30 protein-coding genes and 2 tRNA genes are annotated in these 26276 nt (G+C 54.0%); 10 read left to right on the forward strand and 22 right to left on the reverse strand.

From position 1 onward, the window contains the following. Positions 1-9 precede the first annotated feature (9 nt). From BP758_RS04655 to BP758_RS04675, 5 genes are all read right to left on the reverse strand, one after another. The gene (locus BP758_RS04655) at positions 10-1062 is read right to left on the reverse strand and encodes a radical SAM protein (protein WP_292369196.1); all 1053 of its coding nucleotides are present in this window, start codon (positions 1060-1062) and stop codon (positions 10-12) included. Between the two features lie 65 nt (positions 1063-1127). After that, complete coding sequence (locus BP758_RS04660) at positions 1128-1712, reverse strand: SIS domain-containing protein (RefSeq protein ID WP_292369197.1); 585 nt, start codon at positions 1710-1712, stop codon at positions 1128-1130. A gap of 8 nt (positions 1713-1720) precedes the next feature. Continuing rightward, positions 1721-3259 (reverse strand): PfkB family carbohydrate kinase, encoded by a 1539-nt coding sequence (locus BP758_RS04665; protein ID WP_292369199.1) that lies wholly within the window; start codon positions 3257-3259, stop codon positions 1721-1723. Continuing rightward, the gene (locus BP758_RS04670) at positions 3256-4257 is read right to left on the reverse strand and encodes an SDR family oxidoreductase (RefSeq protein ID WP_292369202.1); all 1002 of its coding nucleotides are present in this window, start codon (positions 4255-4257) and stop codon (positions 3256-3258) included. The genes BP758_RS04665 and BP758_RS04670 overlap by 4 nt, the downstream gene beginning before the upstream one ends. Positions 4258-5845: 1588 nt before the next feature. Further along, a tRNA-Thr gene (locus BP758_RS04675) sits at positions 5846-5918 on the reverse strand. Positions 5919-6033: 115 nt separating this feature from the next. On the opposite strand from BP758_RS04675, the gene mmp10 reads away from it, so the two are divergent. Next, positions 6034-7260 carry a methyl coenzyme M reductase-arginine methyltransferase Mmp10 gene (gene mmp10 / locus BP758_RS04680; protein WP_292369204.1) on the forward strand — a complete coding sequence of 409 codons (1227 nt, stop codon included), beginning with the start codon at positions 6034-6036 and terminating at the stop codon, positions 7258-7260. A 198-nt stretch (positions 7261-7458) separates the two neighbouring features. Here mmp10 and BP758_RS04685 read toward each other — a convergent pair whose 3' ends face one another. The 15 genes from BP758_RS04685 to BP758_RS04755 form a co-directional block, all read right to left on the reverse strand. After that, positions 7459-7962, reverse strand: coding sequence for a DUF350 domain-containing protein (locus BP758_RS04685; RefSeq protein WP_292369206.1), 504 nt, complete (start codon positions 7960-7962; stop codon positions 7459-7461). 165 nt (positions 7963-8127) lie between these two features. Beyond that, positions 8128-8251, reverse strand: a tRNA-Met gene (locus BP758_RS04690). Positions 8252-8332: 81 nt separating this feature from the next. Next, positions 8333-9811: an acetyl-CoA carboxylase biotin carboxylase subunit gene (locus BP758_RS04695; RefSeq protein ID WP_292369208.1), complete on the reverse strand. Its 1479-nt coding sequence runs from the start codon at positions 9809-9811 to the stop codon at positions 8333-8335. Continuing rightward, positions 9808-11556 (reverse strand): sodium-extruding oxaloacetate decarboxylase subunit alpha, encoded by a 1749-nt coding sequence (gene oadA, locus BP758_RS04700; protein ID WP_292369210.1) that lies wholly within the window; start codon positions 11554-11556, stop codon positions 9808-9810. The genes BP758_RS04695 and oadA overlap by 4 nt, the downstream gene beginning before the upstream one ends. A gap of 46 nt (positions 11557-11602) precedes the next feature. After that, positions 11603-12256 carry a hypothetical protein gene (locus tag BP758_RS04705; RefSeq protein ID WP_292369212.1) on the reverse strand — a complete coding sequence of 218 codons (654 nt, stop codon included), beginning with the start codon at positions 12254-12256 and terminating at the stop codon, positions 11603-11605. Next, a complete protein-coding gene (locus BP758_RS04710) occupies positions 12238-12936 on the reverse strand; it encodes an ATP-binding cassette domain-containing protein (protein ID WP_292369214.1) in 699 nt (232 codons plus the stop codon). Before BP758_RS04710 ends, BP758_RS04705 begins: the two co-directional genes overlap by 19 nt. After that, positions 12933-13604 (reverse strand): energy-coupling factor ABC transporter ATP-binding protein, encoded by a 672-nt coding sequence (locus BP758_RS04715; RefSeq protein ID WP_292369217.1) that lies wholly within the window; start codon positions 13602-13604, stop codon positions 12933-12935. Before BP758_RS04715 ends, BP758_RS04710 begins: the two co-directional genes overlap by 4 nt. Further along, positions 13601-14110: a biotin transporter BioY gene (locus BP758_RS04720; protein WP_292369219.1), complete on the reverse strand. Its 510-nt coding sequence runs from the start codon at positions 14108-14110 to the stop codon at positions 13601-13603. The genes BP758_RS04715 and BP758_RS04720 overlap by 4 nt, the downstream gene beginning before the upstream one ends. 46 nt (positions 14111-14156) lie before the next feature. Next, positions 14157-15155 carry a biotin--[acetyl-CoA-carboxylase] ligase gene (locus tag BP758_RS04725; protein ID WP_292369971.1) on the reverse strand — a complete coding sequence of 333 codons (999 nt, stop codon included), beginning with the start codon at positions 15153-15155 and terminating at the stop codon, positions 14157-14159. Then, the gene (locus tag BP758_RS04730) at positions 15142-15564 is read right to left on the reverse strand and encodes a DUF2111 domain-containing protein (protein ID WP_292369221.1); all 423 of its coding nucleotides are present in this window, start codon (positions 15562-15564) and stop codon (positions 15142-15144) included. The genes BP758_RS04725 and BP758_RS04730 overlap by 14 nt, the downstream gene beginning before the upstream one ends. Positions 15565-15600: 36 nt before the next feature. After that, positions 15601-16176: a hypothetical protein gene (locus BP758_RS04735; RefSeq protein WP_292369223.1), complete on the reverse strand. Its 576-nt coding sequence runs from the start codon at positions 16174-16176 to the stop codon at positions 15601-15603. Further along, positions 16173-17606 carry an RtcB family protein gene (locus BP758_RS04740; RefSeq protein WP_292369225.1) on the reverse strand — a complete coding sequence of 478 codons (1434 nt, stop codon included), beginning with the start codon at positions 17604-17606 and terminating at the stop codon, positions 16173-16175. Before BP758_RS04740 ends, BP758_RS04735 begins: the two co-directional genes overlap by 4 nt. Positions 17607-17618: 12 nt before the next feature. Beyond that, on the reverse strand, positions 17619-18026 hold the full coding sequence (locus BP758_RS04745) for an archease (protein ID WP_292369227.1): 408 nt from the start codon (positions 18024-18026) through the stop codon (positions 17619-17621). Then, positions 18016-18324 carry a hypothetical protein gene (locus BP758_RS04750; RefSeq protein WP_292369228.1) on the reverse strand — a complete coding sequence of 103 codons (309 nt, stop codon included), beginning with the start codon at positions 18322-18324 and terminating at the stop codon, positions 18016-18018. Before BP758_RS04750 ends, BP758_RS04745 begins: the two co-directional genes overlap by 11 nt. A gap of 65 nt (positions 18325-18389) precedes the next feature. Next, positions 18390-18698 (reverse strand): DUF2551 domain-containing protein, encoded by a 309-nt coding sequence (locus BP758_RS04755; RefSeq protein ID WP_292369230.1) that lies wholly within the window; start codon positions 18696-18698, stop codon positions 18390-18392. Positions 18699-18906: 208 nt separating this feature from the next. Here BP758_RS04755 and BP758_RS04760 point away from each other — a divergent pair, with 208 nt between their 5' ends. From BP758_RS04760 to BP758_RS04785, 6 genes are read left to right on the forward strand one after another with little or no spacing between them, the layout of a single operon-like run. Continuing rightward, positions 18907-19761, forward strand: a complete 855-nt coding sequence (locus tag BP758_RS04760) for a protein translocase subunit SecF (RefSeq protein ID WP_292369232.1) — start codon at positions 18907-18909, stop codon at positions 19759-19761. Next, a complete protein-coding gene (locus tag BP758_RS04765; protein ID WP_292369234.1) occupies positions 19758-21212 on the forward strand; it encodes a preprotein translocase subunit SecD in 1455 nt (484 codons plus the stop codon). The genes BP758_RS04760 and BP758_RS04765 overlap by 4 nt, the downstream gene beginning before the upstream one ends. A gap of 55 nt (positions 21213-21267) precedes the next feature. After that, entirely contained in the window at positions 21268-21540 is a 273-nt protein-coding gene (gene trxA, locus BP758_RS04770) for a thioredoxin (RefSeq protein ID WP_292369236.1), read from the forward strand. Next, positions 21541-22191 carry an NADPH-dependent F420 reductase gene (npdG, locus tag BP758_RS04775; protein WP_292369238.1) on the forward strand — a complete coding sequence of 217 codons (651 nt, stop codon included), beginning with the start codon at positions 21541-21543 and terminating at the stop codon, positions 22189-22191. Continuing rightward, positions 22169-22816, forward strand: a complete 648-nt coding sequence (locus BP758_RS04780; RefSeq protein ID WP_292369240.1) for an endonuclease III domain-containing protein — start codon at positions 22169-22171, stop codon at positions 22814-22816. Before npdG ends, BP758_RS04780 begins: the two co-directional genes overlap by 23 nt. After that, entirely contained in the window at positions 22789-23346 is a 558-nt protein-coding gene (locus tag BP758_RS04785; protein WP_292369242.1) for an aldolase, read from the forward strand. Before BP758_RS04780 ends, BP758_RS04785 begins: the two co-directional genes overlap by 28 nt. Positions 23347-23385: 39 nt before the next feature. Here the strand turns inward: BP758_RS04785 and aglJ are convergent, their stop codons facing one another. Beyond that, positions 23386-24306, reverse strand: a complete 921-nt coding sequence (gene aglJ, locus BP758_RS04790) for an S-layer glycoprotein N-glycosyltransferase AglJ (protein WP_292369244.1) — start codon at positions 24304-24306, stop codon at positions 23386-23388. 38 nt (positions 24307-24344) lie between these two features. Between aglJ and BP758_RS04795 the strand changes: the two genes are divergently transcribed. Next, positions 24345-24923, forward strand: coding sequence for a DUF99 family protein (locus tag BP758_RS04795; protein ID WP_292369246.1), 579 nt, complete (start codon positions 24345-24347; stop codon positions 24921-24923). 63 nt (positions 24924-24986) lie between these two features. Continuing rightward, complete coding sequence (locus tag BP758_RS04800; protein WP_292369248.1) at positions 24987-25181, forward strand: rubredoxin; 195 nt, start codon at positions 24987-24989, stop codon at positions 25179-25181. Positions 25182-25200: 19 nt separating this feature from the next. On the opposite strand, the gene BP758_RS04805 is transcribed toward BP758_RS04800, so the two are convergent. Continuing rightward, complete coding sequence (locus BP758_RS04805) at positions 25201-25713, reverse strand: hypothetical protein (protein ID WP_292369250.1); 513 nt, start codon at positions 25711-25713, stop codon at positions 25201-25203. A 133-nt stretch (positions 25714-25846) separates the two neighbouring features. Here BP758_RS04805 and BP758_RS04810 point away from each other — a divergent pair, with 133 nt between their 5' ends. Next, on the forward strand, positions 25847-26260 hold the full coding sequence (locus BP758_RS04810) for a TerB family tellurite resistance protein (protein ID WP_292369252.1): 414 nt from the start codon (positions 25847-25849) through the stop codon (positions 26258-26260). Positions 26261-26276 lie beyond the last annotated feature (16 nt).

Genomic DNA, 26276 nt, shown 5'->3' on the forward strand with positions numbered 1-26276 from the left:
CTATACAGGTTAGATAAAGTTCACATGTGGATGTGGATTCTTCAACTGCCAGAGGTATCGGTTTATTGCATCGAGCCTACAACCGTCACGGCAATGTTCTATTCTATTTTTTGTCAGTTTCTGTAAAATATGTTTCCTCCGTTTCCCCTTCCAGATATCAATAAATGATTCGGTATTCAGGTTTCCGTACCGGAATTCCGGATTGCTATGGAACAGATTGCAGGGAATGACTGAACCATCTGCCTCAATCAGTGTGTAAAACGGCAAGCCGTAGCACTCATGATACATACGTTTCATCATCAACCTCTGGGTAGTTTCAGAACGGAATATTACCTGGAAGTCACTATTTTCATATGGTCGAACTATATCCTCGATGCTCTGGTAACGGTCATACTCTATAGAGTAGCGGTTCTTACTCAACGGATGTTGGGAATATGGCTTAATCTGGACGTTGTCAACACCTATTTCCCTGAATACTTCGATAAATGGCACAAGGTCATCAAAATTATCCGGGATCATCAGAAACTGCACGCCGATGACAACGGATAAATTATTCTTCTTTTTAATTGCCACGGCATCGCGAATATTTGTCAGGATCTTCGCAAAATCGTTCGATCCACCACGATGAATTTTTTTATGGGTGGCTGAAGTACCTGCATCAACACTGAATCGTACCCATGAAAGTGAAGCCAGCGATTTTTCCAGTTTTTCCTTGTCGAACAAAACCCCATTCGTAGCAAGGGCAACATCGAGCCCCTGGAGTTTTGCATACGTCATGAGGTCACAGATATCTCGGTGCAGCGTCGGTTCACCATCACCCGCAAACATCACCGATTTTATCCCGCACTTTGCCATTTCCTGAAGGGCACGTCTCATCACACCGGTATCAATGTCCTGATGATGCTTTTCAAACCAATCAAGTGCACAAAAGACGCACCTGTGATTACACCGGTTCGTAACACCAATCTCTATGTAAATAGGGAAACAATCACCTGTTCTCAGCCACTCAGCAACTCTTTCAGGGTGATATATTAATTTATGACTGTCGACTTCGACTTTCATTATATCTCCGCAAAGAAAATTTTCCCGACATTAAACGGCTTGGACATGATTTCCAAATTCAAATATTATTCGCTCTTCGACATTTGATCCGAGATATAATGGGCAAGGACGGAATGCGCCAGTTCCACATACCCGTATTCTGTAGAAGGAACGTACATGTTGAGATCACCCAAACTGCGGAGCGGGTTATCCATAAGAAATCCCGAAATGGTGACGATTGGATTACATCCTTTTTCCCGTGCGGTTGCTACCGCACTGATAATATTCTGTGATCGGCCCGAACTGCTGATGGCTATGAGCATATCCCCTTTATCTCCCCACAGATCAACAAGTTCCCGGTATGCCGCCGCATAACAGATGTCATTCGAGAGTGCAGTCAGGAGGGGAGGGTCTGTGAATACCATGGCACGGATCTTCGTTGCTTTGCAGAGATCATTCTGAAGATGACTAGCTATAGCAGCGCTCCCGCCATTGCCGATGATCATTGCCTTCTTTTTTTCCGCTTTCATTTTCTGCAAGTGGGCAACAACTACAGACAAACCTTCATCGGTGTTCAGAACCTGACCTCCACAATCCGTTATGATAACACGGTTTAAGAATCTCTGTAACTCGTCCGTATAGTGAGGGAAGGGAATCATCGTTTTAGTCAACGGCTGTTCTATTTGAGCAGTGTCGATAAATATTTTTTGAAGGCGACATTATCAATAGAACTGCGATGCCCAACGGTCGAGACTGCAATCGAAGCTGACGCGTTGCCGATAAATCCGGTAATCTCCGTAGGAGCATTCTGAACAGCACACAACGAGGATATGGCTATCAAGGCATCCCCAGAACCGATACGATCAACGACTTTCATTGCAAATGCCGGGACACTAATAATTTTTGGATTATTGTTTCCTCCATGAAAACAAAGACAACCTTGTTTGCCTTGGGTAACAATTATAAGGGTACATGATAGTTTACCCGCGACATTTTTTATCATATCAATTATCGTCCCCGGATTGTTTCGTTCTTCTAACCGGATCTCAAGATCATTGAGGCAGACAAAGTCAGCTGATGGATATTTCGAGATCACATTGAATCCGCGGTTGCCAGAATTGGCCTGGGTGTTCACTGCAAGGTACTTTGCCTTGTCAGCGATCAGACGGGCTGTAGATTGCGAGATAAAACCATGCCCGAAATCGACGACAAGCACGAGATCGTAGCTACCGATACGGGATAGGATGAGGTCATTGAGGGATGACTGTTGAGCAGTACTCATATCCAGTTGGTTGATCCGGTGAACTTCGAACAGTTTTTGAATGGTCGCAGATTCCAAGACAAAACGCTGCTTGACGATTGTGGGCGAATTTTCCTTGTAAAAAAAGACGGGGTTCACGTTAGCGGCAAGATGCTCACGGATGAATGTTTCTTCAGTCTCGAACTGCCCGACCATGGAGATAAGATCAACACTGTCGCAGAAGTTTGCAAGATTATTTGCAACAGCCAGAATGCCACCGGCAAACCGTTCCCGGGAAAGGTAGCGCACACCAATTGCAGGATCTTTTGTCGCCACCCCAATCATGTCACAATAATTGTATTCATCGAGAATGGCCTCTCCAATGACCAGTACTTTGAGTTTCCTCGCCTTTTCAAGATAGGATATTATCCTACCTTCCCCATACTGCTGCGCCAGAATTCGGAAAAACTTCTGGGTTTCCTCCGGGAAATCGGAAGCGAACTGATTGATAAGTTTAGAGGAGCTAAATACAATATCCTCCGTAAATAGTATGGATCCCCCGACTTCATGGACAGCTTGCTCCTCATCCATGATTTTGCCGGTAAGATCGTTTATTGCTGTTTTGTATTCGGATCCCTTGGCATAAATATCTGGTTTCAGCAGCCGGATGGTTTCGACAGCCGTGGGCCATTCATTCAGTGCAACAAAATCAACAACACCGAGGGCAGCGATCGCCTCGCAACGTAACTGCTCACCGAATGCCGGACGGTTCGGTCCCTTATTGACAAACCGGTCGGGGGTAACAGTAACCACGAGAATATCACCGGCAGCTTTCGCACTCTTGAAATACTTAATATGCCCGATATGGAGGAGATCGAATACACCATGGCACAGGACAACTTTCCGGTCCTTCCGCAGGGAATCAATGTGCCGGGCCAGATCCCGAACGGAAAAAATTTTAGAGTCTCCTGCATTCATTGAATATTACCCCGGCCAAGATGGGCAAACCAATCTTTCGTTGCAACGGCAATAGTCTTCTCTTCCCAGACTGGTGCATCGCGCCACATTTCGATGTTTTTCAGCATCTCTTGAACACCATGATCAAATGGGACTTCGGGGGACCACGCAAGAGCTTGCCGGATCTTCGTAATATCAGCGTAAGTACAGTCAGGTTCTCCAGGACGTTTGGGAATATGCACAACCTCCCCGCCAAGAAGTCCTACAAGACACTTCACAGAATATGTTCCACCGGATCCGACATTATAGATCTCTCCTTGTTTATCCGACTCCGCTGCCCGGATGAACGCATCGACAACATCTGTCACATAGGTAAAGTCCCGCGTTTGCGTACCATCCCCTACAACAGTGAATGGTTTCCCAGCGAGTTTCTGAGCCAAGAAGACTCCGAATACTGCGCCATATGCACCGGTAGTCCGCGATCGGGGGCCATAAACGTTAGAGAGGCGGAGGGAGATACAGGGAAGACCGTAGATCTTATTCCAATGCAACACATACTGCTCACCCAGATTTTTTGTCAGGGCATAAGGATACATTGGGCTGATTGGAGCAGTTTCCGGTGTGGGAAATACTGTCGGCAGACCATAACATGAATAAGATGCCGCATAAACAAACTTCTTGACGCCGGCCTTCCGCGCGGCTTCGAGTACTGTTATTGTGCCGTTCACATTAGCATTATGGTACCGGAGTGGCTCTTGAATCGAGGGGACGATATCGGCAAGGGCTGCGAGATGGAAGACAAATGTCGAACCTTTAACTGCCTTTTCTACGGAGAGTACGTCAGTCACATCGATCTTTTCAAAAGTTAGATGAGAGGATTGTTCAAAATCTCTTATGTTGACCATACGCCCAGTTGCAAGGTTATCGATAATGAGGACCTCATACCCCTTATTGAGCAATCTTTCTGCAAGATGACTTCCAATAAAACCGGCTCCACCAGTAACAACAACTTTTTTCATGATTGTCTTTCCGCACCCATAATAAAGAGGCATATACCTGATCCTATCCTCTGATTCTGATTATTCCGGCCCGGTTGTCCGGTGTACTATATCTCCATGACGGTAGATGAATGATCAATGGCTCTAGCAAACTGTTGACGATATTTTGATTTTGTTCCATTAATCTTTTTTGCAGGAATGTTATTCTGCATTGTCAGACTATTCCTCAAATGTTTCGGATTAATTATAAGCCGGTATGTTAACGGCTCTTTCAATTTATTTCAATGTTCGGGAAATTTTTCTAAATAGTTCCACAACAGCCAAAGATTGGCTATCGTTTTAACATTTTTATATACTCTTAAAAATCAGAGGCGTCTCATTTTTGGTTCTTTTCGGCGTTTGGACCATGATTGCCCGCAGTTCTTGTCGAGTGAATAATCAGGTGACGAGCGACATGCCATGTGGCAAGGTGGTATGTAGGGAAAGTGCAACTAGATTGAAAGACAGAAAAAATTACACGGTTGATTATTATCAACGATCCTGAAATAAGTGCTCTGTAGAAAACCTTCACGACAACAAATTGAAGAATCTGTGGAAGTTGCAGACAATCAATTTGCCGGCGATTTCTTTTCTCTAAATCCGGAATATTCTGGCTTTGAGATCGCTTCCAACTTTCTTTTCAAGATAGAGAACTTTGTTTTGACCATTTATCGTTTACTGTATTTGTGATTGTGAGATTTGAGAACCATTATTTTTCGATAGATGCCATCAACGATCTCGGTGTTCCAGACCGTAGAGGAATAATCGAATCGGGACATAGGTCTTCCATAATAAGCCGGTGAAGATCATTGGAGTCATAACATCGGCCAATTGCATAGCATTAAGATGGCTTGATGTTATGACACTGTTTGAGAAGTATCATGGCATAATAGTATCATGAATTCGGCATGTCGATGCCATAAATCCAATAATGACCTGAAAGTCTGTATCTACGGTGATCGATATTTTAGGAACTGTTTTCGGAGTTCCTAGCACTTTCAGAAAAATAATGACGATAATACTCTCTAGTGAACCCTGACGCATTAATGGCAGTTATGGAAATATTCTCGTCTGCGGTATAGAACCGGTTCACCGTTTTTCTGAAAGTGAACCTAAGATATATGGATTGAATCCGACAGAGAAAATTTTGTAATGTAGTAAAATAGGGAACATTTGTAAGACCCAGATACACACGGATCTTTTCCCTAGCCCCTACAACCTCGACAAATTCACGGTAATGCTGGTTGCGTTAATCCTTGAATAAGAACAGAACGAGAATCTGGCTATTAGAATAGATCATCTTCGAATATTTGCAGGAATACGGCAATGTTCTCTTTGAATACAATACCGACTGCGCTATTTGGATAAACCTGATATTCCGGCTCCTCCTCTTCTTATGTGTCTCCTTCTATTTAACCTCACATCAATGGAAGAAGATACTGGTCCTTAGATCTTTCGGTCACCGGGTATAGCCGTTTGGTGGGGGATTTCTACAGAGCAGAAATACGTGAATACTTGCAGGGAATAATTTTAGGAGAAAATTAGAATAATCTAATGCGAAAAAACGAGAAGCCCCAGCCGTGATTTGAACACGGGACCTGCTGATTACAAGTCAGCCGCTCTGCCAGCTAAGCCACTGAGGCGCCATATACAATACGCATTTACGGATAAAAAAGATGGTGCTGGGACTCCCCGACGGCATCCGATCATATCCAAACACATTATACCCGCGTGGACAAAAGTACCTTTGAACTACCAATGGCGCAGCTGACCGTAGATATCGGCGGGAGGGCAGGCGCAGACTGCCGGGGCTTCTGCGAATACTGCTACTTCAAGCATGTGAAATCCACCCGCGCATTCGGCTGCCGTTATTGCCTTCCCTTCAAAGTCGGTTGCGATTACTGTACCCGGGGTGTTCGGGAAGAATATTCCGGCTTTAAGGAGCTCAGGACCATCGCTGACGAAACACTCGCTGCCCTCAATGCAAAGATGGGCGACCTCGACCGGATCACAATCAGCGGCGGCGGCGACCCCAGCTGCTACCCTCAGTTTGCCGATCTTATCGAGCTGCTCGGTTCAACAGAGGTCCCGCTCCATATCGGGTACACCAGCGGTAAAGGCTGGGACGATCCAAAGATTGGCGATCTTCTCATTGACAACGGCCTTTCCGAATGCTCATTTACCGTCTTTGCATCCGATCCGGCACTGCGCAAAAAATGGATGCACGACCCGACACCGGAGGCATCGCTTGCAGTGCTCGAACGGCTCTGCGGCGGAGCCGATCTCTATGCAGCCGCGGTCATCGTTCCCGGGATAAACGATGGGGAAGTCCTCGAAGACACCTGCACATGGCTCGAAGAGCGCGGTGCAAAGGGCCTTATCCTCATGAGGTTTGCAAATGCCACCGATCAGGGCCTTATCCTTGAAAATGGACCGATTAAAAAGGGCCAGACGGTTCAGACTGTTGAATCCTTCCGGGACATGGTGACCGATCTTTCCCATCGGTTCAAGATGAAGATCTCCGGCACCCCCCTCTGGGACCCGGAGATTGGATCGCCGTTTGCCATCCTGCACGAGCCGGCACTCCTCAAAAAACTCCCCCGGGTCCAGCACCGCGCATCGGTTATCACGGGATCGGTTGCCGCGCCCTTCATCGATGAGATCCTTAGGGCACGCGGTGCCAGGGTCCCGGTTGTCCCGGTAAAAAAGGAGATTGCGTGTCTCATCACGATGGACGATCTGGAGAGGCTGGATCCGTCATCCCTCGAAAAAACGGTCGTTATTCCGGGACGGGCATTTGTCCACGAGGTAAAATCACAGGAATTTCTCTCCCGGGACGGGACTGTGAGGGAAGTTGTCCGCGGACCGGACCAGCTTACCGCAGATGCCGAAACCAGCATGGGAATGACCAGAAACGAAGTCCTGGAAATGGAGATGGACGGATTTTCTGCGTTAATCCAGCAAATCAATCTGTACGGGAAATAATTTTAACCGGTATCCGATCGGATGCAGGTTACCGGACAATTCCTGTTTTTCATTACGATGACCTGTCTGTAAGAGCACACGCACCATTATCGGGGCAGCTGCCCGGCCATACAGATACAAACTCCCTCTTTACCAGATGAACCCGGTATGGGAAATTGTCGTTAAAAAAAAGAAAAATGGATAGATAGGTTTAACGATTCAGGCCAGTGCTGTCGTGATACCGACAATACCGGACTGGATGATCAGGGCAACTGCGATGATAACGCCGGCCATTTCGAGCGCGACGGCAACGTTACCCTTCTTGAGTTCCTCAAATTCCTCAACGCCCTTTGTGAGCTTGTCGAGGATGTTTAATGCAAGGTAGATTGCACCGATGGCAAGGAGGACACCGAGAACGAGCTGGATAATTGCAACGGTAATTGCAATCAGGCCGTCAACGGACGTTAACCCGAGTGCTGATGCCTTGCCGATCCCGACAGAGATCCCGGCAACACCGGACTGGACGACAACAGCGATCGCGATAAAGATCGCAGCAACGATAATACCGAACGCTACATTGCCCTTTGCAAGTTCCTTCTGCTCATCAACATCTTTGGTGATCTTCCCAAAGACCGAGAATCCGATATACAGTGCGACCACTGCAAGGATTACTGCAATGATCAACTGGATAATGCCAACAGCTGCATTTACAAGAATCATCATGTCACCTCATGTTTTAGTATCCTTGTGCGTTGAACGAACACATAAAGATATCCCCGTGTGCCGGTCAATCGCCCGATAAATCGGCGATTAAACCGTATTCCGGGTAAGCATTCTCTTTTAACCAGACAATTGTCAGATTAAAAAGCAAAAAAACTACGATCGATATGCTGCGAGTGGGTTACGATCCCACGATCTCCAGATATCCCAAGGTTCTTTGGCACAAGGCAAATCCCTTTTACCCAATCAAACCCTATGAGTCTGGCGCCCTAACCAGCTAGGCCACCGCAGCACAAAAGTGCATAATTACAACGCCGTAAAAACTTTTAAAGGTTCTGATAGAGGGGATTTTTGTTCTTTTCCCCATTCCCCATCAACATTTTTTCTGCTGGAGATAAATGTTGACTGCGGCAGTAATCGCAGCGACTTTGTTTCCATTGGGAGTGAATGAACCGGCAAGTGTCTGCATCCGCGCTTCTTCATCGAGTTTATACTGTTCAAGGGTCTTTACGATGTGCTCTTCCTGCAGGAAGTGCGTATGCGTATTGCCTTCGATGAACTGCTGATTGTTCATGATTGCATAATGGAGCGGGAGCGTTGTCTTGATCCCGAGGATGATATACTCCGAGATCGCGCGGCGCATTCTCATAATCGCTTCGCGCCGGGTGCTGTCCCATGCGCAGAGTTTTGCGATCATCGAATCGTAATTGGGCGGGATCGTGTACCCCATATGGATGCCGCTGTCAACACGGATCCCGGGCCCACCCGGTGAGCGGTACCGAAGGATACGACCCGGGTCCGCGGCGAAATTATTCAGGGGGTCCTCGGCATTGATCCGGCATTCGATCGCGTGACCCCGGATCGAAACATCTTCCTGGTCAAAGGGCAGCGACTCGCCGGCAGCAATTGCGATCTGCTGTTTGACCAGGTCGATACCGGTGATGAACTCGGTGATGGTGTGCTCGACCTGGAGCCGAGTGTTCATCTCCATAAAATAGAAGTTCCCGTGGCTGTACAGGAACTCTACCGATCCGGCGTTTGTGTAATCGGAAGCTTCCGCAACCTTAAGCGCCGCCGCAGACATCCGTGCCCGCAGCTCATCGGTCATGATTGCCGAGGGGGCTTCCTCGACCAGTTTCTGGTGACGGCGCTGGATGGAGCACTCCCGGTCGTAGAGGTGGACTGCATGACCATGCTCATCGGCAAGCACCTGGAATTCGATATGCCGGGGCTTGACCAGGTACTTCTCGATAAAGACGGTCGGGTCTCCGAACGCAGACTGGGCGATCCGCATACTGCCCGTGATCGCCTCTTCAAGGGCTGCCTCGTCCTCGACGATCTGCATCCCGATACCGCCGCCACCGGCGCTTGCCTTGACAATAACGGGATAGCCAATCTTGGCAGCTATTTTTTTTGCAGTGTCGATATCGCGGATACCATCGTCGGTCCCGGGCAGCACCGGCACACCGGCCTTTTTCATCATCTGCTTGCTGCCGATCTTGGAACCCATGGCCTGGATGGTCTTTGACTTCGGGCCGATGAACGTCACGCCCTCGTCAGCGCAGAGCTTGGCAAACTTGTAGTTCTCGGCTAAAAACCCGTATCCCGGGTGGATCGCCTCGGCTCCGCTCTTTTTTGCGATGTCAACGATCCGCTCCATGTTGAGGTAGCTTTTGGACGGGTGCGCCTCGCCGACTGCAAACGCCTCGTCGGCGTACTTCACATGGAGGGAGTTCTTGTCCACTTCGGAGTAGATCGCAACGGTATCGATGCCAAGCTCCCGACACGCCCGCATGACACGGATCGCGATCTCGCCGCGGTTAGCGATCAGGATCTTCTCAAAAAATTTCATTGGACCACCAGCAGGACATCGCCGTTCTGGACGACATCGCCGGTGTCAACAAAGATCTCGGTGACCTTGCCGTCCACCGGGCTGTGGATGGGGTTCTCCATCTTCATCGCTTCCAACACGATGAGGGTGTCGCCCTTCTTTACCGTGGCTCCACGCCGGACCATGACCTGAAGCACCATGCCCTGCATGTTGCTCCGTATCCCGCCGGCAACATCGCCGCGCGGAGCTTTCTCGGGGGTGACGTTTGCCACCTGCACCTGGTTCCCGCCAACGGAGACGATACGGACCGAGAATACCTCCCCGTCCACCTCAACTTCCATCTGATCAGGCAGGCCGCCCGGGGCAGCTGCCTGCGGGGCAGAAGCCTGCTTTTTGGGGAGGACCTCGACCTGGCGCTCGCCCTTTAAAAACGACGGGGCAATCGCAGGGTACATGATATAGGTGAGGACATCCTCCTCTTTTTTTACGAGTCCTGCCTTTGTGGCTTCCGCCTTCATACGGTCGTAGGATGGTTCAAGCATATCCGCAGGGCGGCAATCGATCGGTTTTTCGTCGCCGATGATCAGCTTACGGATCTCATCGCTCACCGGGGCCGGCGACCTGCCATACAGCCCGCGCACATAGTCCTTGACTTCTTTCGTAACGTTCGTGTACCGCGGCCCGTTCACGAGAACGTTCAAAACCGCCTGCGTGCCCACGATCTGGCTGGTCGGGGTCACGAGCGGGGGATACCCGAGATCCTTTCGCACGCGCGGAACCTCAGCAAATACTTCATCGAGCCGGTTGAGGGCGTCCTGCTCCATGAGCTGCGAGACAAGGTTTGAGATCATCCCGCCGGGCAGCTGGTACAGGAGCACGTTGCTGTCCACGCGCTCGGAGATCGGGTTTACCAGTCCCGCATACTTCTCACGGATCTGCACGCAGGTATTCCTGACCGTCCGCAGTTTTAAGAGATCGATTCCGGAGTCCCGGGGAGTTCCGACAAGGGATGCGACAACGCTCTCTGTTGGCGGCTGGGAGGTGCCCATGGAAAACGGCGACATTGCCGTATCGAGAATGTCCACACCAGCCTCGATTGCTGCCTGGTAACTCATCGGCGCGATCCCGCTTGTCGAGTGGCTGTGGAGACAGACCGGGATATCGACCGCTTTTTTGATCCCGCTGATGAGATCGCGGGCCGCCTCGGGCATGATGAGACCTGCCATATCTTTGATGCAGAGGGAGTCGCAGTCCTGGGCCGCAAGCTCCTTTGCCATATCAATAAACATCGCGGTGCTGTGGACCGGGCTCGTTGTGTACGAGATCGTGCCCTGGAGATGGGCACCGGCTTTCCTGACCTGGTCCATGGAGCGCTTCATATTCCGGATATCGTTGAGCGCATCGAAGACCCGGAAGATATCCACCCCGTTCTTGTGGGATGCCGCGACAAACTTATCGACAACATCATCGGAATAATGGCGGTACCCTACCAGGTTCTGGCCCCGCAGGAGCATCTGGATGGGAGTGTGTCTGAGCTCCGCTTTTAACGCACGGAGCCGGTCCCACGGGTCGTCGTTTAAGAACCGTATACAGGCATCAAATGTTGCCCCACCCCATGCTTCGGCGGAAAAAAAGCCACATGCATCTATCTCACGTGCGAGCGGGATCATATCCTCGGTGCGGAGGCGCGTTGCAATGAGAGACTGGTGCGCATCACGAAGGGTTGTATCAGTGATAAGCACTTTTCCGGTTACGGCTGCACACATATAAATCCTCGAGGGCCTCCGGTTTGACAATTAGCCTCTCAAAACTTCACCGGTAAAGTATAAAAAATTCACTTACGGGGATAACTGCGACGAGAATTACCGCCCCGGCACATACCCCGGCAGCAATATCCCAGACAGGAGTACGGAACCGGGGACAGCAGGTCCCCCCCCTGCGGTAACCCCGCACGGCAAGAAGTTCGGCCATTTCATCAGCACGCACGAGCGCGTCGCAAACCAGGACCCGACCAACAGAGATTGCAGATCGTATGCCCCACGGTACCTGTTTCTGGGCAGAGGCGAGCCGGACCCGGGCAAAATCGTCACCAAGCCCGTCTGCTGACTGCATAGCCATACCTGCCGTCATCCCCAGTTCAAAACCGGTCTTTGGGCCAAGGAGCCAGGTGCCAAGTACGGGAAAATCCCCCTGAACGGAATCAGCATACAGCCACGTCCCGATAAGCAGGATTGCCGTCATCCTTACCAGGTACGAGATCCCGTCACCTCCCGACAGATAGATCACAAGAGAGACCACGCAGAACAATGCCCATGCTGCAAAGACTGCCATACGGTGCCGGATGCAGCGGAGCCGGGGGGTAAAGAGCAGCCACCAGGCAACGGCGGCCACTGCACCGATCAGGCTGATGAAGGCCGCTGCCGAAAGAAGGCACGCAGCAAGAATCCTTATTCTCGGGTCCTGCATGCTGCCTCCATAATTGCATCCTGTGTCAGGTCATCCGGGACCGTTCCATCCATAACAAGGCGCCGGATCAGTGCCGGTGCATGCTCCCAGGCATGGAGCGCCCCGGGCATTCCACCGCAATCTACGAGGGCCCCCTCTTGGATCTCCCAGATATGGTCGGTATGAGGAAAGATGCATTGCTCGTGCGTGAAGACAACTGTAATCCCCCGCGATCTTTTGCCGATCTCCCGCGCGGCCCACTCCTTTCCCGGGCAGTCAAGCGATGAGAACGGCTCGTCGAGCAGCAATAGATCGTATTCACGCGAGAGGAGACAGGCCAGGTGGAGGCGCTTGAGCTCGCCCCGGCTTAACGAAAGGGCGGGGCGATCCATAGAGAGATCGAGGCCTGCCGATACCAGCACGGGTCCCGGTTCAAGCCCCCACGACCGGCACTCATCTGCCACAGAGAGGCCGGTCACATGGAACTCGGGGAACTGGAACGAAAGCATCGCCGGCCCGATCCCCTCGCGAATCACCGCACCGCGCCTTGGGGCAGCAAGCCCGGCCATCAGGAGTGCAAGTGTGGACTTCCCGCTTCCCACGTCCCCGCTCACCAGATGGATGCCGGGAGTAAACGTGCCGTCCGCGGCAAGGGACCAGTCCGGCCGGCTCATCACCGAATTTTCGAGAACGAGCCTCACGATCGGCACCTCCATGAGAGGGGATAGAACGAGGTGCCGGCGAGCCGGGAAAAGACCGCGGCCGGTTCACCAGAGTAGAGTATCCTGCCCTTTTCAAGGAAAAGGAGCAGGTCGCTTTCTGCCGCCGTCTCCATCTGCTGGGTGCAGCGGATAATATATCCTACACCGGAGGATCGAAGCACTGATTCTGCCGCGGCGCACCGGCCTGCATCGAGATGAGAATCGTACTCGTCAAGGACAAGCACCCGGGGCCGGGTAATGCAGGCCGTGGCAAGCGCAACGAGGCACTTCTCGCCCCCGCTCAGGCGCTTTACCTCACGGTCGAGCAGCCCGGCGATTCCCCACGTTTCCGCACAGGCCCGGACCTCCCGGTCTGTCTCCGTGCAGGGCATATGGCGGAACCGCAGCGGCGATGCGAGTTCATCCATTACCGTAGAAAAAAGGAGGTTCCGATCCGGGAACTCGTTGACATACCCGATCTCCGTATTCCGCGGATTTTGCCCGTCAACGCTGATTGTTCCCGGTTCCGGCTCCCTGATCCCGGCGCAGAGTTTTAAAAACGTGCTCTTCCCGGCACCGTTTGGCCCGATGATTGTCGTTACCCCGGGGGGCAGTGCGAGCGAGGGGACACACAGCGCCCGGAACCGGACGTTCTCAAACGCGATCATGGCAGGTGCTGGGCGACCAGGTAGGCTGCACCGGCTTTCACCAGATCCCCGGGGAGGAAGATCAGCATCCCAAGCACAATTGCCGCTACCGGTGCCATCCCGGTGGAGACGATCAGCCATGCAACACCGCAGGCAAGGATCAGGACAGCGCCGGTAGCGAGCCCTGCGATCCGGATGGCCGGCCGGGACGATTCGTATGCAAGACCGGCAACAAGAGCCGCTGCGATAAACCCGGCAAAGTACCCCCCGGTCGGCCCGAGCAGGATCCCGATTCCTGCCGTGCCATTGTGGAAGACCGGCAGCCCTGCAGCGCCGAGCAGGACATAGAGTGCCACGGGAATAACCGCCCGGCGTTTCATGACCGCACTGGCGAGAAGGACAAAGAATGTCTGGAGAGTGAAAGGCGACGGTACGAACGGGACAGAGATCCACCCGCCGATGGCAATCAGACCGATAAAGACGGCAGTATAGGCAATACTCCTCGAACGTGCTAAGTCGCCAAACATCGTCAACCACAAAAAATTAGTTGGTTGACGATAAAAGCGTACCGCCCTAACGGTGAATACAATCGCCGGCGATCACGCGCTCAAGCTTCCCGTTGTCCTTTCGTATGATAAGCGCGCCGAATTCATCAATATCGACTGCTTCACCGGAGAAGCTGTTTTTAAGGGTCCGTATATCTACCCGGTGTTCGAGCGTGCAGGAGAGACTCTTCCATTCCCGAATGATGGTATCGTACTCGCCGCTCTCGACAAGGTGGTAGTGGTTCTCGAACTCTTTTAAGATCCGGGCGAGGAACGAGGCCCGGTCCACCTCGTGGCCGAGCTCGGCGGAGATCGAAGTGATAGTGTCCTGCAGCGCCGGGGAGAACTGGCTGATCGCAACATTCGCATCGATCCCCATGCCGAGCAGGCAGTAGTGGACGGTGTCAGCCTCCGCAGAGAGTTCGAGCAGGAGCCCTGCGACCTTCTTGTTCCCGATGAAGATGTCGTTTGGCCACTTGATGAGCGCGCCGATCCCGAACTCTTTTCGTATCGCCCGGGCCACCGCTACCGAACCCGCCATCGTGATCATGAAAATCCGGTCGACCGGGATGGTGGGTTTTAGGACGATCGTGATCCAGATCCCCCCGCTCGGGGAAACCCAGGCACGTCCCATCCGCCCGATGCCACCGGTCTGCTCTTCGGCAATGATCACCATGCCGTGCATCTTCCCAACGTCTCCCTCGGCACAGAGTTGTTTTCCTGCCCAGATGGTGGAGGGCGTATTCTCCAGGTACCGCATCTTCTTGCCGATACATTTTGTATGGAGCTTGCGGTGGACCTCGTAGGGAAGGAGCTTGTTGCTCATCCGGGTAAGCCGGTATCCCTCCTTCTGCGACGACGAGATATCGTATCCCATCATGCGGAGTTCGTTGATATGCTTCCAGACCGCAGACCGGGTTATCCCCAGTTCGTTGCTGATCGTCTCTCCCGAGACCGGCCCTTCCGTCCTTTCGAGGACTTCAAGAACCTTGAATGCTGAGTCCGGCGTGTTTTCACCTCTTCGAATCCACGGATTCCCCGGGCAGCGGGCAGGGGTCCTTGCCACAGACCTGTTTGAGGATGGCAGACTGGTGTTCCATCAGGGTGGCGAGATCGAATATCCCCGTGACATCCACAACACCGATTGCGCCGATCACATGCCCGTCATGGTCATGGATGGGAGCAACCGTGACCGGCACACCCTTATAGACGCCGTTCTCAGGAGTTGTCTTTACGATACTGTCAGAGGCAATAGCCTGTTCGAGCACCGGGCCGGTGTAGTTCCGGTCGACGACACGCCCGTCCTCGATCCGTATGCCGGGTTTATAGAGAGACTTTGCCGTGACCGGAAGACGGTGAACGATCTCATGGATGGCAAGAACCACCGGTTCGAGATCGCCCGCTTCGGCCGTTTCACAGAACGTGTAGCGGTGCATCGACACTAACCTCACTAACAAAGAGGTATTTTTCTTTTAAAATAAGGTTTGTGTGCCGGACCCGCAGAATTTTTGGATAAATCCGCGGGACGGGTATTCGTGGACGCTTGTCACGAGCACGGTCCCGGCCCCGACCTTTTTCTCAATAACGATCGCCGACCCGCCATCAGTGCCCGTGGCCTCCCCCTCGTGCGGGGAAAACGTCCCGTCGCACTCGATACAGGTGGGATCGTAATCATGGACAAGGTCGCCTGCAAGCCCCGTTCCGCTGCATGAGACATTCCGGGGGGAGAATGCATGCCGGTAAGTGACGGAGAACGGCAGCCAGTCGTAAACGCCCTCCTTGTCGATCATGGCCCCGAAAACAAGGAGGTTGCCGCCGTTCTCCACGTACCGGCGGATACGATCTGCCGAGGCGCGGAGCGCCGGCAGCAGGCGGCAGTAGGCCGGGTTGCCAAAGCCGGTGGGGATAATCAGGCAGGTAAACGATCCCCGGTAAAAAGGAGCCGCAAGTACATAGGGGGTGACAAGCTCGCAGGGGATCCCGCAGTCCTCGATATACCGGACAAAGGGCTGGGGGGTCTCCCACACAAACCCTGCCCGGCAGCTCATCCCTTGATCACTCCAATGGGAGTGAGCCGGGCCACGAGTGCGGAAATGCCGGCGCGGGCCACAACCTCCACGACCTCGCTGCTGGGCTTGTATACCTCCGGGGCCTCGTCGGCAATTGCCGCCTCGTTTGGCGCCCGGACAATGATCCCCTGTTCGAGCAGGTGATCGGCAACCTCTTTGCCGGTCTGCTTCTTTTTTGCCTGCGACCGGCTCATGACCCGCCCCGAGCCGTGGCAGGTACTCCCGAAGGTGCGCTCCATTGCCGCCGTCGTCCCTTTGAGGACATAGGAGGAGGTGCCCATGCTGCCCGGGATGATCACCGGCTGGCCGATCCCTGTAAGATCGGGAGGGAGGTCCGGCGCACCGGGCCCAAACGACCTCGTCGCCCCTTTCCGGTGAACGCAGAGCGGGACCCGGTGCCCGTCCACGGCATACTCCTCGATCTTTGCCACATTATGCGTTACATCGTAGACAAGCGGCATGTCCTCATAGGCAAGGGAGAACATGCGCATGAACTGCCGGCGGGCTGCATCCATGATCAGCTGCCGGTTCGCCCACGCATAGTTGGCCGAGGCTGCCATGGCACCGAAGTATGCTTTCCCTTCAGGCGACTGGAGCGGTGCGCAGGCAAGCTGCCGGTCGGGAAGCGCGATCTGGTACTTCTTTGTCGCAGTCTCAAGATCCTTGAGATGGTCCGTGCAGACCTGGTGGCCGAGGCCCCGCGATCCGCAGTGAATCATGCAGCAGACCTGGCCTTTTACCAGACCAAAGGCCTGTGCCGCCGCTTCGTCGTAGATCTCGCTGACCTCCTGCACTTCGAGGAAGTGGTTGCCCGACCCGAGCGTACCTCCCTGCGGAATGCCGCGGGCCCGGGCCTTGGGCGAGACCGCACGGATATCTGCCTGCTTCATGCAGCCCCGATCCTCGCACCGGTCAAGATCTCGTTCCACCCCAAAACCGGCTTCAACGGCAAACCGGGCGCCCTTCTCCATCATCGCTGTCAGGTCGGCTGGCGAGATCTTCTGTGTGCTCTTTGCCCCGACCCCGGTCGGCACGGCCTTGTACAGTGACTCGACCAGCTCCCGGGGCTTTTTGATATCGGCTTTTGCGAGGGGTGTCGTAAAAAGCCGCACACCGCAGTTGATATCAAACCCCACGCCGCCCGGGGAGATTACCCCCTCGTCGAGCGTGAACGCGGCTACCCCTCCGATGGGAAAACCATAGCCCCAGTGGATATCCGGCATCCCGTACGCGGACCGCACGATGCCGGGCATGGTGGCGACATTGGCCAGCTGCTGGACGGCTCCCGGTTCAAGGAGTGCCGCAAGCGAATCGGAAAGGAAGAACCGACCTGGCACCCGCATCCCGGGTACAAACCCTTTCGGGATCTCCCATTCATCGCCTGCGAGCCGAATTACACCGTCGATCATTGCCGCTCCCTCTTATACATCAAATACGATCTCCAGCATATATCCCTTGGCATCGTGGCTGATTTTTAGGCCGGAGTAGGAGATGCCCTTTACCCCGGTCCCCTTGTTGTGCCGGGCAGGGTCGAAGGGCTCCCCGTCAAGCACTGCGTAAAGGTTCAGGCCGTCGAGCTTTACATCGGCACAGGAAAAGACCAGCCCGTCGACTTCGGACAGGTAGAGGACTTCTGACAGGAAATCGCAGAGGAGCGATTCCTGATCCTCCCCGGTAAGATTGCACTCCCGCTTTGTCCCGCCGCGCCGGTCGTCGCCGTACATTACCTGCATCAGCGCCGCACAGGCCTCCCCAAAAAGGGCACCGGGGGTAGGTGCCAGGGCCTGGATCTTGACATCTGCGGTATGGGGGATCTCTTTAAAACTCATCGGCGCATGAACCATCCGGCTCTTCGTAAAACGGGATCATCTCGGCCCGGATTTCATCGAGATACCGCACCTGGTGGATAGAGATATAGACGGTGTGGCCGGCGACCGTGATGAGGACATCGCTCTTCTTGGGCGGTTTTATCCTTATCGGGAGGAGAACAGGCCCGCCGCAGGAGGTGCAGATACGGAAATCGCAGTTCCTCTTTTCGATATAGTTTTTTACTTCCGGTGAAACAGCAATCGCAGGGACATCGGCGGTACGGGCAGTACCGGAAGCATCGGAACTCTGGCCGGGCATTATGCCCGTACTATTATCCGGGCACCTTAAAAAACGGGTATGGTGTTTGTTTGGCAAGGGCAGCTTTACGCCCCGACCAGCCGGACCACCATCGACGAGTATTTCTCTTTTAGCTCGTACGTGGTGATGCCCCCCACACTGCGGCTTACCCGGAGGATGCCGATGCGGGACGCGATAATACCGACCATCGACGCGATTGCATGGAACGAGACCGAGAACTGGTTTTTGAGTCCCTCCATGATAGCGGTGATCGTCACCTGCCGGATACGCAGGAAAAGCCTGAGTACCTCGCGGCGGAGACCGGTCTTATCCCGGTTGAGGTAGGCCATGAGCCTTCCCTCAATCATCCGTTCGATCTCGAACTGAGATCTCATGGTTTAATGATCGCGGCCGGCTACATATATATTTTTGTATTTATCCGGTTTTACAAACCCAGATTGAAAATCCGTCCGTTTTGGCAGGGAACAAAAATATTCTGCGAAATCCGGCATCACAGGCCGTAAGGGGGCCCGATCCGGTTCCTGTACAGCCGGCCCGGCTATCTGGTAATTATTTAATCGTTCATGAACAGATGAGTATGATATGGGATTATTCAGTTATAACATCGAGAAATATTCACCAAAACAACTGGTGATAATCCCGTTGGTGCTGCTTGCCATTGCGCTTGTGGTGCTTGCGTATGTTACGGTAACGGTCGGCATGCCGGTCAAGCCGGGAATCGACTTTTCCGGTGGTACTGCCATCACCGTGATCACTCCTGATTCTTCCGACCAGCTCCGGGCAGTCTTTGCCGATTACCCGCTCGTGAGCATCAGCGAAGGCGTAAACAACGGGAAATTCCTGACCTTCTCCGCCATGGACGATACGAAATACCAGGGCCTGACAAAACTGGTTTCCGAGAAATACCCGGATGCACGCATCGACCAGATCGGCGAAGCGTTCGGTAAGACACTCCAGGACCAGGCACTCCTTGCCATGATCCTTGCTTTTATCGGCATGGCAATCGTGGTCTTCATCTCCTTTAGGACCTTTGTTCCCTCCGTTGCAGTCGTCCTCTCGGCATTTGCCGACATGGTAATGACCGCGGCGATGATGAACGTTGTAGGTATCCCCTTAACGCTCGGGACAACCGCAGCGCTCCTCATGCTCATCGGGTATTCTGTGGACAGTGATATCTTACTCACGACACGGGTCTTGAAACGGCAGGGAAAACTCAACGAAAAACTCTCAGGGGCTTTCCATACCGGTATCATCATGACCTCTACAACGCTTGCAGCTGTTGTCGTCCTCCTCATCGTTTCATGGATCGGGCAGGTGCAGGTTGTTGAAGAGATCTCGGCCGTGCTCCTCATCGGGCTTATCTTCGATATCATGAACACATGGCTCACAAACGTCGGCATACTGAAATGGTATGTCACAAAGGGAGGCGGGAAATGAAGCATGACAAGGTCAAGGCACTCGCCACGGACTGGCGGGTTCTCACGCTTGCGATCCTCCTTATCCTGTCGGTCGTGGCAATCTATCCCCACTTCGACGATAACGGGAACCTGACCACCAACCTCCAGTACGGCCTCGACCTCCAGCAGGGGGCCTGGCTCCAGCTCGAATTCCAGTCGGAAGTCGTGGGCTACTCTACCACACAGCCGGTCGACACGTTTGTAACAAACCTCTCCAAAAGCCTCGATGCCGATGTGGAAGTAGTCGATGCAAACCATCTTGAAATCCGTAAATATTACACCCAGGCCCAGCTCGAACCGTATTTCGCGGCGAGCGGCGGGAAGATCGTCTCGTACCAACAGGGAGTCTCCAAGGATACTGCTGCCGATGTAAAGACCATCTTAGAGAACAAGATCAACTCGATGGGCACCAAGGACGCGAAAGTGAACGTCCTTACCGGTGTTAACGGCGTTGCCCGGTACGTCCGGGTGGAGATGGCCGGCGTCGACATGAACGAAGCCCAGCAGATTGTGGGCAAACAGGGTAAGTTCGAGATCCGGATCCAGACGGCGGGCAACCAGACCGAGCACGTGCTCTATGGCGACTCCATCACGAGCGTCCAGACCCCGAACAAGGATACCCGGGGCGACTGGGGCGTCAGTTTCACGCTGAGCCCGGCAGGAGCAGAAACATTCCGGCAGGCCGCCATCAAGTACGGCGCAACAACCGACCCGAACAACCACCAGCTGGCGATGATCCTCGATAACAAGACGGTGTACTCCGCGCCGCTCTCCACGGATCTCGCCTCGTCGCTCCAGAGTACAGCGACCCACTCGATGACTGCCTCGACCGGCACCGGCACCTACGGCATGCAGCAGGCAACCGACCTCGAGATCCACCTCCGGGCAGGAGCGCTCCCGGTTGACGTGAAGATCGCAGGTTCCGGTTCGACCTCGGCATCGCTCGGGGCCCACTACATGACCATGTGCATGATCGCGTTCATCCTCGCGCTCATCACGGTCGGATTTGTGATCTACTACCGGTACCGCGAGCCGCGGATCGTCCTCCCGATGGTGCTCATCAATGCCTCGGAGATCGTGATCCTTCTCGGGTTCATCAGCGCGATCAAGTTCCAGATGGACCTGCCAACGATAGCGGGACTGATAGCCGTCGTAGGTACGGGTATCGATCAGCTGGTCGTCATCACCGATGAAATCCTGCACGAGGGCATTGTGCCGTCCCCCAACGTCTACTTAAAGAGGCTCGGGCGGGCGCTCACGATCATCATGATCGCAGCAGCAACGGTCATCATCGCAATGCTCCCGCTTGCCCTCATGGATCTCTCGACCCTCAAGGGCTTTGCGATCATCACCATCATGGGTGTGATCGTAGGTGTCGTGGTGACCCGGCCGGCCTACGGCAAGATCATCATGGACATCCTCTCCGAGTAACAAATACCATAGGTTTATCTTTTTTTTTACCGAGTACTCTACCGGGTATGATTTCATGACAAAACCGGTTCTGTACGACTTCTTTGCCACGTGGTGCGGCCCCTGCCAGATGCAGACGCCGATCATCGAAGCCCTGGCAGCCAAACTGGGCGATGCTGTTGAGATTAAAAAGGTTGATGTAGACGAGAACATGGCCCTTGCGGAGAAGTACGGGATCCAGGTTGTCCCGACGCTCATTATCGAAAAAGACGGCAGGGTTGTCCAGAGGATGGAAGGCGTTACCGACGCGGCAACGCTCGAAAAACTGCTCCAGCCGCTGGTGGGATAAGTGAAGATCGGTATCGTCGGCGGCACCGGGGATATCGGCGAGGGCATGACCATGCGCCTCTCCCCCATCTTTGACGTAGTGGTAGGTTCCCGCGAACAGGAGAAGGCAGAGGCCACCTGCACGATGACCCGGGAGACCTTACAGAACCGGGGACAGGCGTGCTCGCTTGCCGGCGCCACCAACCAGGATGCCGTGGACAAGGGCGACATCGTGATCCTCGCGATCCCCTTCAAACACGTTGTCCCGACCCTTTCCGGTCTCCACGGCTTTGAAGACAAGATCGTGATAAGCCCGGTCAACCCGATGGAAAAGATGGACCATTTCGTCTTTGTCCCGCCGGCCGAGGGCTCTGCGGCGCTCATGATAAAAAAGCTCCTCCCCAAAGAGGCGCGGCTCTGCTGTGCGTTCAACACGATCGCGGCAAACCGCTGGAAAGCGATTGACGAGGAACTCTCCTACTCGGTGCCGGTCTGCGGCGATGACGACGATGCAAAGCACCGGGTAATGGATCTCGTCAACAAAATCTCGCACCTCCAGGCGTTTAACGCCGGGCCGCTCTCGGTCTCGACCATGATCGAACCGCTCACCCCGCTGGTGCTCAATATCGCCCGGTACAACAAGATGCACGATGTCGGGATCCAGTTCCGCTGAAGATAAACGTAAGGCGGAACGGATCCTTTCCGTTCTCGAAGAGAAGTACGGCGGGATCTCCTGGTGGCCGGGAGATACCGGCGAGGTGATGATCGGCGCCATCCTCACCCAGCAGACACGTTGGGAGAATGTGAAAAAAGCGCTCGCTCTTTTAAAAGACAAAAACCTCTGCTCGATTGCCGCGCTCCATACGGCTGCACCCGCGGATGTCGAGCAGGCGATCCGGTGCACCGGGTTTTACCGGATGAAAGCGCGCCGGCTTTTCGGCCTTGCAAACTACGTGATGGAAAGCTGCGGGGGGATCGGGCGTATGGAGGGGATGCCGACAGACGAACTCCGCGCCGGCCTCCTCTCGGTAAACGGTGTTGGCGAGGAGACCGCGGACAGTATCCTCTGCTATGGCTTTTTGCGCCCGAGTTTTGTGATCGATGCCTATACAGTGAGGATAGCTGCGTGTGCCGGGATCAAAACGCCGCGCCCGGGCCTGAAAAGCCTCTTCGAGAGCGTGCTTCCCCCGGATACTTCCGCATACAGCCAGGCCCATGCCCGTATTGTTGAATACGCAAAAGAGCGATGTACAACAAAGAGGTGCGAAGGATGCAGGATCCTGGCTTTGAACGGATAGGCAAACGCCTGTTTGCCGAACATCTTGTCGGGGGGAACTTCGGCAACATGAGCGTGCGGAACGATACCGGCTTTTCTATCAAGAGGACCGGGGCCTATCTCGACGACCCGGGCGAACCGGTCTTTGTGCCTTTCAAGGGACCGGTTCCCAAAGAGGCGTCGAGCGAGTACCGCGTCCACCTTGCGGTCTATACTTCGATGCCGTATAAGGCGATCGTACACGCCCATCCCCCGTACGCCATTGCCGCATCCCTCGGCGCCGACGAGATCGTGCCGCTGGACAGCGAAGGGGAGATGTTCTGCCGGACGATCCCGGTGGTTGCAGGAGCACCGGGCACGCAGGGGCTTGCCGATGCCGTTGCCCGTGCGATGACCGAGCACAAGCTGGTCGTAGCCCGGGGGCACGGGACGTTTGCTGCGGGCGCAACGCTCGACGAAGCATTCCAGCTCACCTCGCTTGCCGAGCATTCCAGCCGGATCATTGCATATAAACGGATGTTCTTCCCGGATCCCGTACAGGACCGGTTCTGATTTTTTACTGTTTTCCCGGCAGGGGCCGGATAAAAAAAGTTATTTTTGCCGGGGCGGCTGGTTTAACTGGATCTCCCGGATGATCTCGCGGTGGAAGACGAGGAGCATATCCGAGATCACCCCGAACATGAAGATCTCGATCCCGACCACGATCAAAAGCACCGTAAGGATCGTGAGTGGGATGTGATCGATATGGTGGAGCCATTCGAGGAGGACATATACCCCGGTGAGCAGGCCAAGGAGCGCGCAGAACGCACCCATAATCCCGAAATAGAACATCGGGTTGTTGACCCGGGCCAGGCGGTAGATCGTGGAGACGATCCGGATCCCGTCATGGAACGGGGAGAGCTTCGTGGGCGTGCCCGGGCGGCGGGAGTACCGGATGGGGACGACCATGATCCGCTGGCCGTTCCTGACCGCCTCGACTGACATCTCGGTCTCGATCTCAAAGCCGGTCTCTTTTAAGTTCATCTGCTGGATGGCGAGTTTCGTGAAGGACCGGTAGCCCGAAAGGATATCGTGGAGATCGCGGCTGTGGGCGAGCTTGAAGAACAGGTTGAGCATATGGTTGCCAAAGAGGTTGACCCGGGAGAACGAGCCCTCCTCGGCATTGATCAGCCGGTCGCCGATCACCTGGTCGAACCCCAGAAAGAGCGGGGTGAGCATCTTATCCGCATCCTTGGCCGAGTACGTACCGTCGCCGTCGAGCATCAGGATGTAGGGCTGCTCTATTACCTCGAAAGCCTCGATGATGGCATTGCCCTTTCCCTTGCCGGTCTGGGTCCTGACAACCGCACCGGCGTCACGGGCATTTTTTACGGTATTGTCCGTACTCTTGCCGTCAACGACAAGGATATGGGAATACCCGAGGTCCCTGAACTCCTTTACCACCGGCCCGATGGTCAGGCTCTCGTTTAAGGTCGGGATCAGGATACAGACCTCGTCTTTGTTGAACTTCATCGGTATAGTATTTTTAATCCGGTGTCATAAGTGCTTCTATGCACATCCCGAAAAAGGGCCTCCGGGTGCTCGGGATCGCCGAAAGTTATTCCGGGAGATCGCAGTCCACCCTCGCCGGGATCGTGATGCGCAGGGATCTTGTTATCGACGGGACTGTTTTTTCCCGGGTCACGGTCGGGGGCATGGATGCAACGGAAGCGGTTCTTTCCATGGTCCGGTCGCTTGGCCGCCGGGACATCGGCGCGATCCTGCTCTCGGGATGCGTGATCGCGTTTTTCAATATCATCGACCCGGAAAAAGTCTGTACTGAAACCGGGCTTCCGGTAGTCTGCGTGACCTACGAGAACTCCGAAGGACTCGAAGGGGATATCCGGCACCATTTTCCCGGCGACGAAACCCGCCTTGCCGCGTACCTGCGGCTCGGGGAGCGGACGGCCTTTGAGCTGCCCGGCGGGACGGTCTTTCTCCGGAGCTGGGGGATCGAAACCGGGGATGCCGGCCGGCTGGTTGCGGCATTTACCTCCGAAGGGAAGATCCCGGAGCCGCTCCGGGTCGCCCGGATCTGTGCACGGGCAGCCCATACCTGTTTTGCCGGAAAGCAACCGTCGCTGCCCTGACAGGAGCATTCTTATTTTTTTACTGCGATGATTTAGACTGGAATATATCGACGAGGTAACCAGATGACGCAACAGACGGTAAAACTCGCCCGCTGGGTATGTCTTGAATGCCATTATATCTACGATCCGGCCAAAGGGGACAAAACGCAGAACATTCCCCCGGGAGTCGCTTTTGAGGACCTGCCGGATACCTGGGTCTGCCCGATCTGCAAGATCTTCAAGACAAAAAAAGGCGTATTCAAGCGCCTCGACGACTAATCTCCTTTTTTCCTGATTTTTACGCGGTAACCGTATGCCTTGAAATGATCTGCCCGGTCACGGCATCGTATACCTCAAAGGTTACCACATCGCCGGGATGGAAGGTCCGGTCTGCATAATCGATACTGACCATCTCGCCGGGATCCCAGGTAGCGCCGCACGATCCCTGGCCGCCCATATTCTGGATATGGTAATGGTGGGTGGAGATGTAATTATGGCCGTTCATCGTCTTGATGGAACTGGGAAGAAGATCGCCGTTCCGGTATGTCTGCGCATAGATGTTGGCATTTGAATACCCGGTGGTTCCCGTGTTTTTGAGAACCATGTAACTGTCATATTTTAAAGCTCCATTTTCATTGACATGCCGGATCTTGGTGATCTTGATTGGCGAGGGGACCGAGCCATCATAGAACCCGGGTATCCCCGGAAAGAGAAGGAAAACAAGTGCAGCTACTACAAAGACGATGACAAGTATCAGGATCGAACCGAGAGCATGTGCGGATGCCGTACTGTTCCGGGTATACGGGGACAAGAAAAATTAGTCTCTGCTTATACTAATTAAATATATACTATACGCGACATCGGTTTTCCCGGTGGCTTTACAGAAACGGTCAATTAGCATCACGCGCAAAATACTAGAGAACTTTTAATGGAGTTGTAAAAATATGGGACTTTTTGACAGACTTGCCGGGAAGCCGGCTGAACTGACACCGAAATCCGCGCTCGTGCTCTCGGCAATCACGATCATCGCTGCCGACGGCGTAATCGAGGAATCCGAGATCAACGACCTTGCAAAGATCGTCCGCGGCGACAGGAAATCCATCGACGTTGCAATGCAGGTCTTAAAGGCAAACCAGTTCCCTGCCGTTATCGACCTTGTTGCCCAGAAGCTCGACGAGAAACAGAAGATCGCAACCCTTGCAATCCTTTCCGACATTGCCATGGCAGACGGCGTCCTTGCCGGCGAGGAGAAGGCCGTTCTCCAGATGTACATGGACAAGTTCAAGATCTCCGAAGAGACCATGAAGCCGATCATCGAGGCCATCGCCATCAAGAACGACTTCTCGGTCTTTAACTAACCTTTCCCCTTCTTTT

This window comes from Methanoregula sp. UBA64, assembly GCF_002502735.1.
Classification (GTDB): domain Archaea; phylum Halobacteriota; class Methanomicrobia; order Methanomicrobiales; family Methanospirillaceae; genus Methanoregula.

Bases quoted from the DNA above. Each gene is read 5' to 3' on its own strand.
- BP758_RS04695 (WP_292369208.1), bottom strand. From the start codon at position 9,811: ATGAAATTTTTTGAGAAGATCCTGATCGCTAACCGCGGCGAGATCGCG.
- BP758_RS04750 (WP_292369228.1), bottom strand. From the start codon at position 18,324: ATGCCCGGCCAGAGTTCCGATGCTTCCGGTACTGCCCGTACCGCCGAT.
- BP758_RS04670 (WP_292369202.1), bottom strand. From the start codon at position 4,257: ATGAAAAAAGTTGTTGTTACTGGTGGAGCCGGTTTTATTGGAAGTCAT.
- BP758_RS04655 (WP_292369196.1), bottom strand. From the start codon at position 1,062: ATGAAAGTCGAAGTCGACAGTCATAAATTAATATATCACCCTGAAAGA.
- BP758_RS04740 (WP_292369225.1), bottom strand. From the start codon at position 17,606: ATGATCGACGGTGTAATTCGGCTCGCAGGCGATGAATGGGAGATCCCG.
- BP758_RS04785 (WP_292369242.1), top strand. From the start codon at position 22,789: ATGCAGGATCCTGGCTTTGAACGGATAGGCAAACGCCTGTTTGCCGAA.
- oadA (WP_292369210.1), bottom strand. From the start codon at position 11,556: ATGTGTGCAGCCGTAACCGGAAAAGTGCTTATCACTGATACAACCCTT.
- BP758_RS04745 (WP_292369227.1), bottom strand. From the start codon at position 18,026: ATGAGTTTTAAAGAGATCCCCCATACCGCAGATGTCAAGATCCAGGCC.
- BP758_RS04705 (WP_292369212.1), bottom strand. From the start codon at position 12,256: ATGCAGGACCCGAGAATAAGGATTCTTGCTGCGTGCCTTCTTTCGGCA.
- trxA (WP_292369236.1), top strand. From the start codon at position 21,268: ATGACAAAACCGGTTCTGTACGACTTCTTTGCCACGTGGTGCGGCCCC.
- BP758_RS04715 (WP_292369217.1), bottom strand. From the start codon at position 13,604: ATGATCGCGTTTGAGAACGTCCGGTTCCGGGCGCTGTGTGTCCCCTCG.
- BP758_RS04760 (WP_292369232.1), top strand. From the start codon at position 18,907: ATGGGATTATTCAGTTATAACATCGAGAAATATTCACCAAAACAACTG.
- aglJ (WP_292369244.1), bottom strand. From the start codon at position 24,306: ATGAAGTTCAACAAAGACGAGGTCTGTATCCTGATCCCGACCTTAAAC.
- BP758_RS04780 (WP_292369240.1), top strand. From the start codon at position 22,169: ATGTCGGGATCCAGTTCCGCTGAAGATAAACGTAAGGCGGAACGGATC.
- BP758_RS04735 (WP_292369223.1), bottom strand. From the start codon at position 16,176: ATGAGCTGCCGGGCAGGGTTTGTGTGGGAGACCCCCCAGCCCTTTGTC.
- BP758_RS04685 (WP_292369206.1), bottom strand. From the start codon at position 7,962: ATGATGATTCTTGTAAATGCAGCTGTTGGCATTATCCAGTTGATCATT.
- BP758_RS04730 (WP_292369221.1), bottom strand. From the start codon at position 15,564: ATGCACCGCTACACGTTCTGTGAAACGGCCGAAGCGGGCGATCTCGAA.
- BP758_RS04795 (WP_292369246.1), top strand. From the start codon at position 24,345: ATGCACATCCCGAAAAAGGGCCTCCGGGTGCTCGGGATCGCCGAAAGT.
- BP758_RS04810 (WP_292369252.1), top strand. From the start codon at position 25,847: ATGGGACTTTTTGACAGACTTGCCGGGAAGCCGGCTGAACTGACACCG.
- BP758_RS04800 (WP_292369248.1), top strand. From the start codon at position 24,987: ATGACGCAACAGACGGTAAAACTCGCCCGCTGGGTATGTCTTGAATGC.
- BP758_RS04665 (WP_292369199.1), bottom strand. From the start codon at position 3,259: ATGAATGCAGGAGACTCTAAAATTTTTTCCGTTCGGGATCTGGCCCGG.
- BP758_RS04765 (WP_292369234.1), top strand. From the start codon at position 19,758: ATGAAGCATGACAAGGTCAAGGCACTCGCCACGGACTGGCGGGTTCTC.
- BP758_RS04720 (WP_292369219.1), bottom strand. From the start codon at position 14,110: ATGTTTGGCGACTTAGCACGTTCGAGGAGTATTGCCTATACTGCCGTC.
- mmp10 (WP_292369204.1), top strand. From the start codon at position 6,034: ATGGCGCAGCTGACCGTAGATATCGGCGGGAGGGCAGGCGCAGACTGC.
- BP758_RS04755 (WP_292369230.1), bottom strand. From the start codon at position 18,698: ATGAGATCTCAGTTCGAGATCGAACGGATGATTGAGGGAAGGCTCATG.